At 70.9% G+C, this 16,088-nt stretch carries 16 protein-coding genes; 1 reads left to right on the forward strand and 15 read right to left on the reverse strand.

Annotated elements, in window-relative coordinates; translation table 11 throughout:
* Positions 1 to 67 precede the first annotated feature (67 nt).
* The 11 genes from rpoZ to pyrR form a co-directional block, all read right to left on the reverse strand.
* Positions 68 to 340, reverse strand: coding sequence for a DNA-directed RNA polymerase subunit omega (rpoZ, locus tag OG514_RS00530; protein WP_030316319.1), 273 nt, complete (start codon positions 338 to 340; stop codon positions 68 to 70).
* A gap of 63 nt (positions 341 to 403) precedes the next feature.
* Positions 404 to 976, reverse strand: a complete 573-nt coding sequence (gmk, locus tag OG514_RS00535; protein ID WP_266889616.1) for a guanylate kinase — start codon at positions 974 to 976, stop codon at positions 404 to 406.
* A gap of 73 nt (positions 977 to 1,049) precedes the next feature.
* On the reverse strand, positions 1,050 to 1,373 hold the full coding sequence (locus OG514_RS00540) for an integration host factor (protein ID WP_030204477.1): 324 nt from the start codon (positions 1,371 to 1,373) through the stop codon (positions 1,050 to 1,052).
* Between the two features lie 341 nt (positions 1,374 to 1,714).
* Complete coding sequence (gene pyrF / locus OG514_RS00545) at positions 1,715 to 2,551, reverse strand: orotidine-5'-phosphate decarboxylase (protein WP_266889621.1); 837 nt, start codon at positions 2,549 to 2,551, stop codon at positions 1,715 to 1,717.
* Positions 2,548 to 3,657, reverse strand: a complete 1,110-nt coding sequence (locus tag OG514_RS00550) for a quinone-dependent dihydroorotate dehydrogenase (RefSeq protein ID WP_266889623.1) — start codon at positions 3,655 to 3,657, stop codon at positions 2,548 to 2,550. The genes pyrF and OG514_RS00550 overlap by 4 nt, the downstream gene beginning before the upstream one ends.
* Before the next feature lie 75 nt (positions 3,658 to 3,732).
* Positions 3,733 to 7,041 carry a carbamoyl-phosphate synthase large subunit gene (carB, locus tag OG514_RS00555; RefSeq protein ID WP_266889625.1) on the reverse strand — a complete coding sequence of 1,103 codons (3,309 nt, stop codon included), beginning with the start codon at positions 7,039 to 7,041 and terminating at the stop codon, positions 3,733 to 3,735.
* On the reverse strand, positions 7,034 to 8,182 hold the full coding sequence (gene carA, locus OG514_RS00560) for a glutamine-hydrolyzing carbamoyl-phosphate synthase small subunit (protein ID WP_266889627.1): 1,149 nt from the start codon (positions 8,180 to 8,182) through the stop codon (positions 7,034 to 7,036). The genes carB and carA overlap by 8 nt, the downstream gene beginning before the upstream one ends.
* Positions 8,179 to 8,751, reverse strand: a complete 573-nt coding sequence (locus OG514_RS00565; RefSeq protein WP_266889629.1) for a hypothetical protein — start codon at positions 8,749 to 8,751, stop codon at positions 8,179 to 8,181. The genes carA and OG514_RS00565 overlap by 4 nt, the downstream gene beginning before the upstream one ends.
* A complete protein-coding gene (locus OG514_RS00570) occupies positions 8,748 to 10,034 on the reverse strand; it encodes a dihydroorotase (protein WP_266889631.1) in 1,287 nt (428 codons plus the stop codon). The genes OG514_RS00565 and OG514_RS00570 overlap by 4 nt, the downstream gene beginning before the upstream one ends.
* Before the next feature lie 2 nt (positions 10,035 to 10,036).
* Positions 10,037 to 11,017 carry an aspartate carbamoyltransferase catalytic subunit gene (locus tag OG514_RS00575; RefSeq protein WP_266889635.1) on the reverse strand — a complete coding sequence of 327 codons (981 nt, stop codon included), beginning with the start codon at positions 11,015 to 11,017 and terminating at the stop codon, positions 10,037 to 10,039.
* 85 nt (positions 11,018 to 11,102) lie between these two features.
* The gene (gene pyrR, locus OG514_RS00580) at positions 11,103 to 11,669 is read right to left on the reverse strand and encodes a bifunctional pyr operon transcriptional regulator/uracil phosphoribosyltransferase PyrR (RefSeq protein ID WP_266889638.1); all 567 of its coding nucleotides are present in this window, start codon (positions 11,667 to 11,669) and stop codon (positions 11,103 to 11,105) included.
* Positions 11,670 to 11,915: 246 nt separating this feature from the next.
* On the opposite strand from pyrR, the gene bldD reads away from it, so the two are divergent.
* Entirely contained in the window at positions 11,916 to 12,416 is a 501-nt protein-coding gene (gene bldD / locus OG514_RS00585) for a transcriptional regulator BldD (RefSeq protein WP_015032294.1), read from the forward strand.
* A 194-nt stretch (positions 12,417 to 12,610) separates the two neighbouring features.
* On the opposite strand, the gene nusB is transcribed toward bldD, so the two are convergent.
* The 4 genes from nusB to OG514_RS00605 form a co-directional block, all read right to left on the reverse strand.
* Positions 12,611 to 13,048: a transcription antitermination factor NusB gene (gene nusB, locus OG514_RS00590; RefSeq protein ID WP_266889641.1), complete on the reverse strand. Its 438-nt coding sequence runs from the start codon at positions 13,046 to 13,048 to the stop codon at positions 12,611 to 12,613.
* Between the two features lie 2 nt (positions 13,049 to 13,050).
* Positions 13,051 to 13,617, reverse strand: a complete 567-nt coding sequence (efp, locus tag OG514_RS00595; protein WP_266889643.1) for an elongation factor P — start codon at positions 13,615 to 13,617, stop codon at positions 13,051 to 13,053.
* Positions 13,618 to 13,666: 49 nt separating this feature from the next.
* Positions 13,667 to 14,779 (reverse strand): aminopeptidase P family protein, encoded by a 1,113-nt coding sequence (locus tag OG514_RS00600; protein WP_266889645.1) that lies wholly within the window; start codon positions 14,777 to 14,779, stop codon positions 13,667 to 13,669.
* Between the two features lie 72 nt (positions 14,780 to 14,851).
* Complete coding sequence (locus tag OG514_RS00605; RefSeq protein ID WP_266889647.1) at positions 14,852 to 15,802, reverse strand: AAA family ATPase; 951 nt, start codon at positions 15,800 to 15,802, stop codon at positions 14,852 to 14,854.
* Between the last annotated feature and the right edge of the window lie 286 nt (positions 15,803 to 16,088).

Here is a 16,088-nt window from a genome sequence, read left to right on the forward strand (position 1 = left end):
CGACTCCATGAGACACCACAGGCCCGGCGGATGTTCCGCCGGGCCTGTGGTGACGAACGTTACGTGCTTACGTAGCCGGGCCCTCGATGGCCTCGGACGTCAGCAGACCCGCGTTGATCTCGCGCAGGGCGATCGAGAGCGGCTTCTCGTGGACGTGGGTGTCGACCAGCGGACCCACGTACTCCAGCAGGCCCTCGCCGAGCTGGGAGTAGTACGCGTTGATCTGACGCGCGCGCTTGGCCGCGTAGATCACGAGGCTGTACTTCGAGTCCGTGGCCTCGAGCAGCTCGTCGATCGGCGGGTTGATGATGCCCTCGGGCGCAGTGATGGAAGAGGACACGCTCTACCTTCCGAAGAATGGAAAAAAGATCAGACAGCCGTTGGGTGTCCGGGGATCAGTGGATCATTCCCCAGAAGTCAACAGCATCAACGTTAGCAGCTCGCGTGCCACGTCCTCGACGGAGGTGTTGACGAGGGTGGTGTCGAACTCCGACTCGGCGGCCAGTTCGATCTTCGCGGCGGCGAGACGGCGCTCGATGACCTCGGGCGACTCGGTGCCGCGGCCGGTGAGCCGGCGGACCAGCTCCTCCCAGCTCGGCGGGGCCAGGAAGACCAGCTGGGACTCGGGCATCGAGTCCTTCACCTGACGGGCGCCCTGGAGGTCGATCTCCAGGAGTACGGGCTCTCCCGCGTCGAGGCGGTCGAGGACCGCGCGGCGCGGGGTGCCGTAACGGTTGCCCGCGAACTCGGCCCATTCGAGGAGCTCACCGTTGGCGATCAGCTTGTCGAACTCGTCGTCCGCCACGAAGAAGTAGTGGACGCCGTGCTTCTCGCCGGGGCGGGGCTTCCGTGTCGTCGCCGACACCGAGAGCCAGACCTCGGGGTGGACCTTGCGCATATGAGCGACGACCGTGCTCTTGCCGACCCCTGAGGGGCCGGAGAGCACGGTCAGCCGCGGACGTGCCTCTGCTGCCATGCAGCGATTATTCCAGCTTTAACGGTGTGCCCGGGACGCGTGTCCCGGATCCGAAGCCGGACCGGTCGCCGGATCAGGCGCCGGTGCTGCCGAACTCGCGCTCCAGGGAGGCGATCTGGTTGGAACCGAGACCGCGAACCCGGCGGCTCTCGGAGATGCCGAGGCGCTCCATGATCTGCTTGGCGCGGACCTTGCCCACGCCGGGGAGGGACTCGAGCAGCGCGGAGACCTTCATCTTGCCGATGACGTCGTTCTCCTGGCCGGTCTTGATGACCTCGTGGAGAGATGCGCCGGAGTGCTTGAGTCGATTCTTGACCTCGGCCCGCTCCCGGCGAGCCGCGGCGGCCTTTTCGAGCGCGGCTGCGCGCTGTTCAGGGGTAAGGGGCGGAAGAGCCACGCCTACGTCACCTCGGATGTCGATCTGTCGGATACGGACCGGTGAGGAACCCTGCGCCCCACACCAGTGGAGCAACGCTCAACGGAGTGGTCGTTGAACGCCTGCTCTGCCCCGGAGACTAGCGGCCGAGGCCGCTCCAGTCAGCGAGAACAGCGGAAAAGTCCTGGTCAGCATCGACCGACCGGGACTTTTCCGGCAAAACGACCCGGTTTTGAGCCAAGTTTTCGTCAAGGAGTGAGACGGCCCGGCGGGACGAGTCGTCCCGCCGGGCCGAAACAGCTCGGAATCCGGGGTCGATCCGCTCCGACCTGCGGAGAGACCGTGGAGCTCCGTGGAGCCCGTTACCCGCCGACGGCCGCGCGGATCTCGTCCGCGTACCGGTGAGCCGAGTCCCGCAGGGCGGCCGCGTCCGGGCCGTTCCGCAGGACCCCGCGGCTGACGTTCGGGACGACGTTGCCGACCGCGGCGCCGAAGACGGCCGGGAGGTCGGCCGGGGTCGCGCCCTGGGCGCCGATGCCGGGGGCGAGGAGGGGACCGTTGATGTCCAGGTCGAACGAGGACAGGTCGCCGAGGGTGGCACCGACGACCGCGCCGAAGGAGCCCATCGGGGTCTCCCCCGCGTTCTCCGCGGCGAGGTGGGCCAGCATGGTCGCACCGATGGTGCGGCCGTCCTCACGGACCGCCCGCTGGACCTCGGCGCCCTCCGGGTTGGAGGTCAGGGCCAGCACGAAGAGACCGGCGCCGGACTCGCGGGCCAGGTCGACGGCCGGCTTCAGGGAGCCGTAGCCGAGGTACGGGGAGACCGTGAGCGCGTCGGAGAAGAGCGGGGAGTCCTTGCGCAGGAAGGTCTCCGCGTACGCGGCCATGGTGGACCCGATGTCGCCGCGCTTGGCGTCCATGACGACAAGCCCGCCCGCCGCGCGCAGATCGGCGACGGCGCGCTCCAGGACGGCGACGCCGCGCGAGCCGAAGCGCTCGAAGAAGGCGGACTGCGGCTTGAAGACCGCCACGGTGTCCGCGAGCGCCTCGACGACGGTGAAGGTGAACCGCTCCAGACCGGCGATGTCGTCGGTCAGGCCCCAGGAGTCGAGCAGGGCGGCGTGCGGGTCGATGCCGACGCAGAGCGGGCCGCGCTCGTCCATGGCGGAGCGCAGCCGGGTACCGAAGGAGAGAGTCACTGGGCGGCCTTTCGGGAGTCGGCGCCGACGGCCTCGGCGAGGGTGGCGTACGGGGAGGCCGCGAGGCGCGCGGCGAGGCCCTTGTGGATCGCGCGGGCGTAGAACGGGCCCTCGTAGATGAAGGCGCTGTAGCCCTGGATCAGGGTGGCGCCGGCGAGGATGCGCTGCCAGGCGTCCTCGGCGTTCTCGATGCCGCCGACGCCCACGAGGACCAGACGGTCGCCCACGCGCGTGTGGAGGCGCCTGAGGACCGCGAGGGAGCGCTCCTTGACGGGCGCGCCGGACAGGCCGCCGGTCTCCTTGATCAGCGCGGGGTCGGACTTCAGGCCCAGGCCCTCGCGCGCGATGGTGGTGTTGGTGGCGATGATGCCGTCGAGGCCGAGCTCCAGGGCGAGGTCGGCGACCGCGTCGACGTCCTCGTCGGCCAGGTCGGGGGCGATCTTGACCAGGAGGGGGACCCGGCGGTCGGTGACCGTGCGGTCGGCGGCTTCCCGTACGGCCGTGAGGAGCGGGCGCAGGGACTCGGTGGCCTGGAGGTTGCGCAGGCCGGGGGTGTTGGGCGAGGAGACGTTCACGACGAGGTAGTCGGCGTGCGCGGCGAGGCGCTCGGTGGACTTCACGTAGTCGGCGGCGGCCTCGGCCTCGGGGACGACCTTGGTCTTGCCGATGTTGACGCCGACGACGGTCTTGAAGACCGGCACGCGCGCGTGGAGGCGGGCGGCGACGGCGGCGGAGCCCTCGTTGTTGAAGCCCATGCGGTTGATCAGGGCGCGGTCCGGGATCAGCCGGAAGAGGCGCTTCTTGGGGTTGCCGGGCTGGGCCTCGCCGGTGACCGTACCGATCTCGACGTGGTCGAAGCCGAGCATCGACATGCCGTCGATGGCGACGGCGTTCTTGTCGAAGCCGGCGGCGAGCCCGAAGGGGCCGTGCATCCGCAGGCCGAGGGCCTCGGTGCGCAGCTCCTTGTACCGGGGGGCGAGAACGGCGGCGACGAAGGTCCGCAGGACGGGGACGCGGGCGGCGAGGCGGATCCAGCGGAAGGCCAGGTAGTGGGCCTTCTCGGGGTCCATGCGCTTGAAGACGAGGTCGAAGAAGAACTTGTACATGCGGGGAGTCCAGGTCTGCTCATGACGAGGGGGACACCGCAGGTCCTGCCGGTGTCCCCCTCCTCGTACGGGCTGCTAGTCGCGGGCCGCGGTCAGGTGCTCCGCGTGCTCCTGGAGCGAGCGGACGCCCACGTCGCCCCGGTTGAGCGCGTCGATGCCCTGGACGGCCGCGGCGAGGGCCTGGACCGTGGTGAGGCAGGGGACGCTGCGCGCCACCGCGGCCGTACGGATCTCGTAGCCGTCGAGGCGGCCGCCGGTGCCGTACGGGGTGTTGACGATCAGGTCGACCTGGCCGTCGTGGATGAGCTGGACGATCGTCTTCTCGCCGTTCGGGCCCTCGCCCTCGGACTGCTTGCGGACGATCGTGGCGTTGATGCCGTTGCGCTTGAGCACCTCCGCCGTGCCGGAGGTGGCCATCAGCTCGAAGCCGTGGGCGACCAGCTCGCGGGCCGGGAAGATCATCGAGCGCTTGTCGCGGTTGGCGACCGAGATGAACGCGCGGCCCTTGGTGGGCAGCGGGCCGTAGGCGCCGGCCTGCGACTTGGCGTACGCCGTGCCGAAGACCGCGTCGATGCCCATGACCTCGCCGGTGGAGCGCATCTCCGGGCCGAGGACGGTGTCCACACCGCGGCCGTGCACGTCGCGGAAGCGCGACCACGGCATCACGGCCTCCTTGACGGAGATCGGCGCGTCGAGCGGCAGGGTGCCGCCGTCGCCGGTCTTCGGCAGCAGGCCCTCGGTGCGCAGCTCGGCGATGGTGGCGCCGAGCGAGATGCGGGCGGCGGCCTTCGCGAGCGGGACGGCGGTCGCCTTCGAGGTGAAGGGGACGGTCCGGGAGGCGCGCGGGTTCGCCTCCAGGACGTAGAGGATGTCGCCGGCCATCGCGAACTGGATGTTGATCAGACCGCGCACGCCGACGCCCTTGGCGATGGCCTCGGTGGAGGCGCGCAGGCGCTTGATGTCGAAGCCGCCGAGGGTGATCGGGGGCAGGGCGCAGGCCGAGTCGCCGGAGTGGATGCCGGCTTCCTCGATGTGCTCCATGACGCCGCCGAGGTAGAGCTCCTCGCCGTCGTAGAGGGCGTCGACGTCGATCTCGATGGCGTCGTCGAGGAAGCGGTCGACCAGGACCGGCCGGGTGGGGCTGATCTCGGTGGACTCGGCGATGTACGACTCCAGGCGGGCCTCGTCGTACACGATCTCCATGCCACGGCCGCCGAGCACGTACGAGGGGCGTACGAGGACGGGGTAGCCGATCTCGTCGGCGATGGCCTTGGCTCCGGCGAAGGTGGTCGCGGTGCCGTGCTTGGGGGCCGGGAGGCCGGCCTCGGCGAGGACCTGGCCGAAGGCGCCGCGGTCCTCGGCGGCGTGGATGGCCTCCGGGGAGGTGCCGACGACCGGCACGCCGTTGTCCTTGAGCGCCTGCGAGAGGCCCAGCGGGGTCTGGCCGCCGAGCTGGACGACGACACCGGCGACGGGGCCGGCGAGGGTCTCGGCGTGGACGATCTCCAGCACGTCTTCCAGCGTCAGCGGCTCGAAGTACAGGCGGTCGGAGGTGTCGTAGTCCGTGGAGACGGTCTCGGGGTTGCAGTTGACCATCACGGTCTCGTAGCCGGCGTCGCTGAGGGCGAAGGAGGCGTGGACGCAGGAGTAGTCGAACTCGATGCCCTGGCCGATGCGGTTCGGGCCGGAGCCCAGGATGATCACCGCGGGCTTGGTGCGGGGCGCGACCTCGCTCTCCTCGTCGTACGAGGAGTAGAAGTACGGGGTCTTGGCGGCGAACTCGGCGGCGCAGGTGTCGACCGTCTTGTAGACCGGGCGGACGCCGAGGGCGTGCCGGACCTCGCGGACGACGTCCTCGCGCAGACCGCGGATCTCGGCGATCTGGGCGTCGGAGAAGCCGTGGCGCTTGGCGTCGGCGAGGATCTCGGGCTCGAGCTTCTCGGCGGCGGCCAGCTCGTCGGCGATCTCCTTGATCAGGAAGAGCTGGTCGACGAACCACGGGTCGATCTTCGTGGCGTCGAAGACCTCCTGCGGGGTGGCTCCGGCGCGGATCGCCTGCATGACGGTGTTGATGCGGCCGTCTGTCGGGCGGACCGACTCGCGCAGCAGCTCGGCCTTGTCGCCGGGCTCGCCCACGAAGGTGAACTGCGAGCCCTTCTTCTCCAGGGAACGCAGGGCCTTCTGGAGCGCCTCGGTGAAGTTGCGGCCGATCGCCATGGCCTCGCCGACCGACTTCATGGTCGTGGTCAGCGTGGAGTCGGCGGAGGGGAACTTCTCGAAGGCGAAGCGCGGGGCCTTGACGACGACGTAGTCGAGCGAGGGCTCGAAGGACGCCGGGGTCTTCTCCGTGATGTCGTTCGGGATCTCGTCCAGCGTGTAGCCGACGGCGAGACGGGCCGCGATCTTGGCGATCGGGAAGCCGGTCGCCTTGGAGGCGAGCGCCGAGGAGCGGGAGACGCGCGGGTTCATCTCGATGACGATGATCCGGCCGTCGACCGGGTCGATCGCGAACTGGATGTTGCAGCCGCCGGTGTCGACGCCGACCTCGCGGATGATCGCGATGCCGATGTCGCGGAGCCGCTGGTACTCGCGGTCGGTGAGCGTCATCGCCGGGGCGACGGTGATCGAGTCACCGGTGTGGACGCCCATCGGGTCGAAGTTCTCGATGGAGCAGACGACCACGACGTTGTCGTTCTTGTCGCGCATCAGCTCCAGCTCGTACTCCTTCCAGCCGAGGATGGACTCCTCCAGGAGCACCTCGGTGGTCGGGGAGAGCGTGAGGCCCTGGCCGGCGATGCGGCGCAGCTCCTCCTCGTCGTGGGCGAAGCCGGAGCCGGCGCCGCCCATGGTGAAGGAGGGGCGGACGACGACGGGGTAGCCGCCGAGGGTGTCGACGCCCTTGATGACGTCGTCCATGGTGTGGCAGATGACCGAGCGGGCGGACTCGCCGTAACCGATCTTGGCCTTGACGGCCTCGACGACGCCCTTGAAGAGGTCGCGGTCCTCGCCCTTGTTGATGGCCTCGACGTTGGCGCCGATGAGCTCGACGCCGTACTTCTCCAGGACGCCCTGCTCGTGCATGGAGATCGCGGTGTTGAGCGCGGTCTGGCCGCCGAGGGTGGGCAGGAGCGCGTCGGGGCGCTCCTTGGCGATGATCTTCTCGACGAACTCGGGGGTGATCGGCTCGACGTACGTGGCGTCGGCGATCTCCGGGTCGGTCATGATCGTGGCCGGGTTGGAGTTGACCAGGATCACCCGCAGGCCCTCGGCCTTGAGGATGCGGCAGGCCTGGGTGCCGGAGTAGTCGAACTCGGCGGCCTGTCCGATGACGATCGGGCCGGAGCCGATGACCAGGACGGACTGGATATCGGTGCGCTTAGGCACGCTCGGCCTCCATGAGGGATACGAAGCGGTCGAAGAGGTACGCGGCGTCGTGCGGGCCCGCGGCCGCCTCGGGGTGGTACTGGACGGAGAATGCCGGCTGGTCGAGCAGCTGGAGGCCTTCGACGACCTGGTCGTTCAGACAGACGTGGGAGACCTCGGCGCGCCCGTAGGGCGTGTCGGAGACCTTGTCGAGAGGCGCGTCGACGGCGAAGCCGTGGTTGTGCGCGGTGACCTCGACCTTGCCGGTGGTGCGGTCCTGGACCGGCTGGTTGATGCCCCGGTGGCCGTACTTCAGCTTGTAGGTGCCGAAGCCGAGCGCGCGGCCGAGGATCTGGTTGCCGAAGCAGATGCCGAAGAGCGGGGTCCTGCGCTCCAGGACGGCCTGCATCACGGAGACGGGACCGTCGGCCGTGGCCGGGTCGCCGGGGCCGTTGGAGAAGAAGACGCCGTCCGGGTTCACCGCGTAGATGTCCTCGGCGGTGGCGGTGGCGGGCAGCACGTGGACCTCGATGCCGCGCTCGGCCATCCGGTGCGGGGTCATGCCCTTGATGCCGAGGTCGACGGCGGCGACGGTGAACTTCTTGGTGCCGATCGCGGGGACGACGTACGTCTCCTTGGTGGCGACCTCGGCGGAGAGGTTCGCGCCCTTCATCTGGGGCTGCGCCTTGACCTTGTCGAGCAGGGCCTCGTCGCGGATGCCCGTCCAGGCGTCGCCGGAGAAGATGCCGACGCGCATGGCGCCGCGCTCGCGCAGGTGGCGGGTGAGGGCGCGGGTGTCGATGCCGGAGATGCCGACGACGCCCTGGCGCTCCAGCTCCTCGTCCAGCGAGCGCTGGGCCCGCCAGTTGGAGGAGACGCGGGCGGGGTCGCGTACGACGTAGCCGGAGACCCAGATCTTCGAGGACTCGGGGTCCTCGTCGTTGACGCCGGTGTTGCCGACGTGCGGGGCGGTCATGACGACGACCTGGCGGTGGTACGACGGGTCGGTGAGGGTCTCCTGGTAGCCGGTCATGCCGGTGGAGAAAACGGCCTCGCCGAAGGTCTCCCCCACGGCCCCGTAGGCGCGACCGCGGAAGATGCGGCCGTCCTCCAGGACGAGTACGGCGGGAACCTTGCTGGTTCCCCGGGTGGAGGTCGTCATCGTGCGATGCCTTCCGTCGTGTTGATCATGGAGTTGATGGTCTCGACCCAGGCGGCGTGCTCGGCCGCCCGGTCGGACCGGAAACCGGAGTCGAGCAGCTTGTCGCCGTGCGCCCAGGTGACGACCAGCAGGCCGCCCTCGGCGAGGACCTTGCCGGCGATGCCCTTGTCGAGGCGGGCCTCGCGCAGGGCCTCGGCCGGGACGAAGAAGTCGTTCGCCCCGGGGCGTACGACGGCCATCCCGGCGTCGGTGAGCGTGAGCTCGACGCGGCTGCGGGTGCCGAGCCCGTGGGCGACGATCCGGTCGAGCCACTGCCCGGCGGTCGTGGACCCGTGGTAGCGCCCGCTGAGAGTCAGTTTCGCCGGACCGGCCGTCTCGGGCGCGGTGGGGAGCTCGGGGAGGTCCGACTGGAGGCTGCCACGCCACTTCCAGCCCTGGCGCATCAGCCAGTACACGAAGGCGATGAAGAGCAGCAGTCCGGCGACCCAGCCGAGCCGTCCGGCCCAGTCGGTCACCTCCGCCGACTTCTGATCGGCAGCCTCTGCGGCGATTGCGATGAGTGGTGTCACGCCAGCTTCCCGTCCACGACCGTTGCCCGGCCCCGCAGGAAGGTGTGGGTGACGCGTCCCGGCAGCTCACGGCCCTCGTAGGGGGTGTTTCGGCTGCGGGAGGCGAAGTCCGCGGGGTCCACGACACCACGGTAAGCCGGATCGACCAGCGTCAGGTTCGCGGGCTCACCAGCCGAGACGGGTCGTCCGTGGCCCGTGGCCCGTCCGATGCGGGCGGGCGCGAAGGACATCCGGTCGGCGACGCCGGCCCAGTCGAGGAGGCCCGTCTCGACCATCGTCTGCTGGACGACGGAGAGCGCGGTCTCCAGGCCGACCATGCCCATGGCGGCCGCGGCCCACTCGCAGTCCTTGTCCTCGTGCGGGTGCGGGGCGTGGTCGGTGGCGACGATGTCGATCGTGCCGTCGGCCAGCGCCTCGCGGAGCGCGAGGACGTCCTTCTCGGTGCGCAGCGGCGGGTTGACCTTGTAGACCGGGTTGTAGCTCCGGACCATCTCGTCGGTGAGGAGGAGGTGGTGCGGGGTGACCTCGGCGGTGACGTCGATGCCGCGGGACTTGGCCCAGCGGACGATCTCGACGGAGCCGGCGGTGGAGAGGTGGCAGATGTGGACGCGGGAGCCGACGTGCTCGGCGAGGAGGACGTCGCGGGCGATGATCGACTCCTCGGCGACGGCCGGCCAGCCGCCGAGTCCGAGCTCGGCCGAGACGATGCCCTCGTTCATCTGGGCGCCCTCGGTGAGGCGGGGCTCCTGGGCGTGCTGGGCGACGACGCCGTCGAAGGCCTTCACGTACTCCAGGGCGCGGCGCATGATCACGGCGTCGTCGACGCACTTGCCGTCGTCGGAGAAGACGGTGACGCCGGCGGCGGAGTCGTGCATGGCGCCGAGCTCGGCGAGCTTCTTGCCCTCCAGGCCGACGGTGACGGCGCCGATGGGCTGCACGTCGCAGTAGCCGGACTCCTTGCCGAGCCGGTAGACCTGCTCGACGACGCCCGCGGTGTCGGCGACCGGGTGGGTGTTGGCCATGGCGAAGACGGCCGTGAAGCCGCCGGAGGCGGCGGCGCGGGTGCCGGTGAGGACGGTCTCGGAGTCCTCGCGGCCGGGCTCGCGCAGGTGGGTGTGGAGGTCGACGAGGCCGGGCAGCAGGATCTGGCCGGCGGCCTCGATCACGGTGGCGCCCTCGGCGGACAGACCGGTGCCGACCTCGGCGATGGTCTCGCCGTCGATCAGGACGTCCTGGACCTCGCCGCCCAGCACCTGCGCACCGCGGATAAGGATCTTGCTCATGGTTACTTGTTCTCCTCGGTGCGGGTGTGGGTGACGGCGGAGTCGTTGCCGCCCAGAAGCAGATAGAGGACCGCCATCCGGACGGAGACGCCGTTGGCGACCTGCTCGACGACCGTGCAGCGGTCGGAGTCGGCGACCTCGGCGGTGATCTCCATGCCGCGGACCATGGGGCCGGGGTGCATGACGATGGCGTGCTCGGGCATCTTCGCCATCCGCTCGCCGTCGAGCCCGTACCGGCGCGAGTACTCGCGCTCGGTGGGGAAGAAGGCGGCGTTCATCCGCTCGCGCTGCACACGCAGCATCATGACCGCGTCGGACTTCGGCAGCACGCGGTCGAGGTCGTACGAGATCTCGCAGGGCCAGGTCTCGACGCCGACGGGAACCAGGGTCGGCGGGGCCACCAGGGTGACCTCGGCGCCGAGGGTGTGCAGCAGGTCGACGTTGGAGCGGGCGACCCGGCTGTGCAGGACGTCGCCGACGAGCGTGATCCGCTTGCCTTCGAGGTCGCGGCCGAGCCCGGCGTCCCGGCCGACCAGGCGGCGGCGCATGGTGAAGGCGTCCAGGAGGGCCTGGGTGGGGTGCTGGTGGGTGCCGTCGCCGGCGTTGATGACGGGGGCGTCGATCCAGCCGGAGGTGGCGAGGCGGAACGGGGCTCCGGAGGCGCCGTGGCGGATGACGACCGCGTCGACGCCCATGGCCTCCAGGGTCTGCGCGGTGTCCTTGAGGGACTCGCCCTTGGAGACGCTGGAGCCCTTGGCCGCGAAGTTGATCACGTCGGCGGAGAGGCGCTTCTCGGCGGCCTCGAAGGAGATCCGGGTCCGGGTGGAGTCCTCGAAGAACAGGTTGCAGATGGTCCGGCCGCGCAGGGTCGGCAGCTTGCGGATGGGCCGGTCGGCCACCCGGGCCATCTCCTCGGCGGTGTCGAGGATCAGGACGGCGTCGTCGCGGGTGAGGTCGGCGGCCGAGATGAGGTGACGCATCATCGGTGAGTCTCTCCGTGGTGGGGAGGTGTGAGGGCATGCGGGGGCGCAGGGGGGTGCCCCGGCCCCGCGGGGGAAGCCGGTCCGGCTAGGCGGTGGGCCTGGCACCGAGCAGGACGGTGTCGCGACCGTCCTCCTCGGAGAGCTGGACCTTGACCGTCTCCCGCAACGACGTGGGGAGGTTCTTGCCGACGTAGTCGGCGCGGATCGGAAGCTCGCGGTGGCCGCGGTCGACGAGGACGGCGAGCTGGACCGCGCGGGGGCGGCCGATGTCGCCGAGGGCGTCGAGGGCGGCGCGGATGGTGCGGCCGGAGAAGAGCACGTCGTCGACAAGGACGACCAGGCGGCCGTCGATGCCGTCACCGGGGATCTCGGTGCGGCCGATGGCGCGCGCCGGCTTCATCCGCAGGTCGTCCCGGTACATGGTGATGTCGAGGGATCCGACCGGGACCTTGGTGCCGGTGATCGATTCGAGCTTCTCGGCGAGCCGGCGGGCGAGGAAGACGCCGCGGGTGGGAATGCCGAGGAGAACCACGTCGTCCGCGCCCTTGGCGCGCTCGACGATCTCGTGTGCGATGCGGGTCAGGACCCGCGCGATGTCCGGGGCCTCGAGAACGGGCCGCGCGTCGTCGCCGTACTGCTGCTGGGTGTCCATGAAGAAACGGACCTCCTTCTCCGCCTCACGGGACGGCTCTTAAAGGACGTCGGATTTGCGACGTCAACGATACCAGGGGCGGACGGAAGCCTCCCTCGCACCCCTGCCGCCACTCCGGGCGCCGTCCCCCGGGAGGGGGCGGTACGGACCATTCGGCTTGACGGGAAAGAGTAACGCTGCGTAACCTCACAGTGAGTTACCAGCCGCGCGGCGCAGCCGCATGTCGTCACAGCGTCCGGGAGCGTTATGTCCAGCGAATACGCAAAGCAGCTCGGGGCCAAACTCCGTGCCATCCGCACCCAGCAGGGTCTCTCGCTCCACGGGGTGGAGGAGAAGTCCCAGGGCCGCTGGAAGGCCGTGGTGGTCGGTTCGTACGAGCGCGGGGACCGCGCGGTGACCGTGCAGCGTCTTGCCGAGCTGGCCGACTTCTACGGGGTGCCGGTGCAGGAACTCCTGCCGGGCACCACTCCGGGCGGGGCCGCCGAGCCGCCGCCGAAGCTCGTCCTGGACCTGGAGCGCCTGGCGCACGTCCCCCAGGAGAAGGCGGGCCCCCTCCAGCGCTACGCCGCGACGATCCAGTCGCAGCGCGGCGACTACAACGGCAAGGTGCTGTCGATCCGTCAGGACGACCTGCGCACCCTCGCCGTCATCTACGACCAGTCCCCCTCGGTCCTCACCGAGCAGCTGATCAGCTGGGGCGTCCTCGACGCGGACGCGCGCCGCGCGGTCGCCCACGAGGAGAACTGACCCCTTCCGGGAACCCAGCAGAAACGTACCGCCGGGCCCGTGGACGTCATCCGACGTCCACGGGCCCGGCGCTTTTCTCGCCGTCGCGAACCCCGGTGCGTTTCGCCGTAGCGAACGATGAGCCGGGGATACGCCGAAGGGGCCCGCAGCACGTGTGCTGCGGGCCCCTTCGACTGCCGGTGACGTTCTGGGACTCAGGCGTCCATGTCCCGGCGCAGACGCGGCTTCAAGTCCTTGAAGCGCGCCAGCAGACCGTTGACGAAGGTCGGGGACTCGTCCGTGGAGAACTCCTTGGCGAGCTGGACCGCCTCGTCGATCGCCACCGCGTCCGGCGTGCCGTCCTCCCAGATCAGCTCGTACGCACCGAGGCGCACGATGTTCCGGTCGGCGACGGGCATCCGGTCGAGGTCCCAGTCCACCGCGTAGGTCGCGATGAGCTCGTCGATCCGCGCCACGTGGCCCGCGTACCCCTCGACCAGCTGCATGGTGAAGTCGTTCACCGGCGGCTGGCGGTCGTCGGACCGCGCGTGCCGGACCTGGTCCGCGAGAACCTCCTGGACGGAGGCACCACGCTGGTCCGCCTCGAAGAGGATCTGGAAGGCGCGCTTGCGGGCCTTGCTCCGAGCGGCCACGGTTACTTGTTCACCCGGCCGAGGTAGTCGCTGGTGCGGGTGTCGACCTTGACCTTCTCGCCGGTCGTGATGAAGAGCGGGACCTGGATCTCGTGGCCGGTCTCCAGCGTGGCGGGCTTGGTGCCGCCGGTGGAGCGGTCGCCCTGGACGCCCGGGTCGGTGTGCTTGATGACCAGCTCGACGGCGGCCGGGAGCTCGACGTAGAGCACCTCGCCCTCGTGCTGGGCGACCGAGGCGGTGAAGCCCTCGATCAGGAAGTTGGCCGCGTCGCCGACCGACTTGCGGTCGACCATCAGCTGGTCGTAGGTCTCCTCGTCCATGAAGACGAAGTAGTCGCCGTCCATGTACGAGAACTGCATGTCGCGGCGGTCGATGGTGGCCGTCTCGACCTTGGTGCCGGCGTTGAACGTCTTGTCGACGACCTTGCCGGAGAGCACGCTCTTCAGCTTGGTGCGCACGAAGGCCGGGCCCTTGCCGGGCTTGACGTGCTGGAACTCGACGACGGACCAGAGCTGGCCCCCGTCGAGCTTGAGCACCATGCCGTTCTTGAGGTCGTTCGTGGAAGCCACGGTTGCGAAATCTCCTGGACTGACGTGGGACCGTGGAGGCGTACGCGCCTTACAGCGCGAGCAGCTCCTTGGTCGTAATGGTGAGTAGCTCGGGTCCGCCGTCCGCCTCCTGGCGCACGACGAGCGTGTCATCGATCCGGACCCCGCCCCGGCCCGGGAGGTGGACCCCCGGTTCGACGGTGACCGGCACACAAGCGTCCAGTTTACCCATGGCCGAGGGTGAGAGCTGCGGGTCCTCGTCGATTTCGAGCCCCACCCCGTGCCCGGTGAGGGGTACGGCGGCCTCCCCGTGGCCCGCCGCGTCCAGGATCTGGCGGGCGGCCCGGTCCACGTCCCGGTACTCGGCGCCCGGCGCGAGGGACTCCCGACCGGCCCGCTGAGCGGCGAAGACGAGCTCGTACAGCTCGATCTGCCAGTCGGCCGGAGTGGTGCCGATCACGAAGGTGCGGCCGATCTCGCACCGGTATCCGCGGTAGTCGGCACCCAGGCAGACGGAGAGGAAATCACCCTCCTCGACCCGGCGGTCGGAGGGCCGGTGTCCACGGCGTCCTGAGTGCGGGCCGGTCGCCACCGAGGTGGGGAAGGCCGCTCCGTCGGCGCCGTGGTCGACGAGCCGCCGCTCCAGCTCCAGGGCGAGGTGGCGCTCGGTCCGCCCCACCAGGATGGACTCCAGGAGCTCACCGAGCGCCTGGTCGGCGATCTCGGCGGCGATCCGGAGACAGGCGATCTCGTCCTCGTCCTTGACGATCCTCAGCTGCTCCACGGCGCAGGCGAGGTCGGCGAGCCGCAGTCCGGGCGCGACCGAGCCCATGGCCCGGTGCCGAGCCACGGTCAGGTCGTGCTCCTCGACGGCCAGCGCGTCGGCGCCCGCCCGGCGGGCGAGGTCGACCGCGGCGACGGCCGGATCGCCTCCGCCGGCGGGCAGGACCTGCCTGCGGAGGAGTTCGTCGAGCCGTCCGTCGGCCGGTTCGCCGGTGGGCGCGACCGGGCAGAGCAGCACGTCCGCGTCGGGCTCGGGCCCGACGAGGAGGACGGCGCCCGGGGGCGAGCCGCCCGCGAGATAGCGGACGTTGGCGGGGCGGGAGACCAGGGCCGCCGGGCTGCCCGCGGCCGCGCACCGATCGCGCAGCCGTACACGGCGGTCCGCATACACCTCTGACATGCTCCGAGCCTACGAGCAGCGCGGCGCGGCGGCCTGTTCAGCGCCGCCGACCGGGCAGCGGCCCCCGGGAGGTCACCAGGTGGGCGGGCTGGCGATCGCGCGGGCGAGGATGTCGTCGAGGACCCGGGCGGTGGTCTCGACGTCGTACGTGGAGTTGTCGATGATCGGCAGGCCCGAGCCGTACCAGCCGGCCATCCGGCCGTGGATGGCGGCGACCTCCTCGTCCGAGAGGCGCCGGTTGCCGCTTCGCTCGGCGTTGCGCTCCAGGACGATCTCCAGGCCGGGCAGGAGCACCACGGGCAGCAGGCCCGGACCGACATGGCGCTTCCAGCCGCCGAGGCCGACGACGGGCCGGTCGGGGAAGACCGCGTCGTCGACGATGCAGGAGATGCCGTTGGCGAGGAAGTTGCGCGCGGCGAAGCCGCAGGTGCGGCGGGCGAGCCGGTACTGCGCCTCGGAGTGCTCGTTCCACCCGGACTGCGGGTCGGCGAAGCCGGAGCAGACCCACTCGCGGACGTCGTCGAGGCTGATGTGCGCGGTGGGCACGCGGCGGCGCTGCGCCCAGTGCCGGGCGACGGTCGTCTTGCCGGCCCCGGCGGGGCCGATGAGCAGCACGGCGAGGGTCGCGGCGCCCGTCCCGATGCCGTGCTCCACAGGGGGCGCGAGCGGCGCGCTCACGGGCGGCAGCGGGACGTGGCCGGTGAGGTCGGCCCGCGGGGGCTGCCCGCCGGAGTGCTGCGGTACGGCTCCGGGGCCGTACCGGCCGGGTGCCCCGGGCCCCGCGGGGGGCGCGGAGTGCGGGGGCGGCCCCGCGTGCGGGGGCCGGGAGGCTCCGCTCTGGACGGCCGGGTGCACGCCGAGCCGGGATCCGGCGGGCTGACCCGGGTACGGGGAGCCGGGCGGAGGCGGCGGTATGGGCGGACGCCCGCCTGGCGCGCCACCGCCGGCGGCGGGCACGGGCACGGGTCCGGGGTTGTGGCCCGGCCCGGGAGCGGCTCCGGGGGCGGGCACGGGGCCGGCCACAGGTCCGGCTCCGGGAGCGTGGCCGGATCCGGGAGCGACTCCGGAAGCGGGTCCGGGGCCGGTCCCACTCCCAGGAACAGCCCCGGAAACGGGTCCGGTGCCGGGAACAGGTCCCGGGCCGGTGCCGGGGACGGGCGCCTGGCCCGGTCGCTCGGGCGGTGGCAGCGGACCCCCCACTGCGTGCTGCATCCGGTCCCACTCCGTCTCGTACGCCTGATGTATCTGGTGCGCCGGAACGTTACCGCCCCCGGCCCCCACAAGGGGAACGGCCGGGGGTCCCGCCAGG

The organism is Streptomyces sp. NBC_00572 (assembly GCF_026341815.1).
GTDB lineage: Bacteria > Actinomycetota > Actinomycetes > Streptomycetales > Streptomycetaceae > Streptomyces.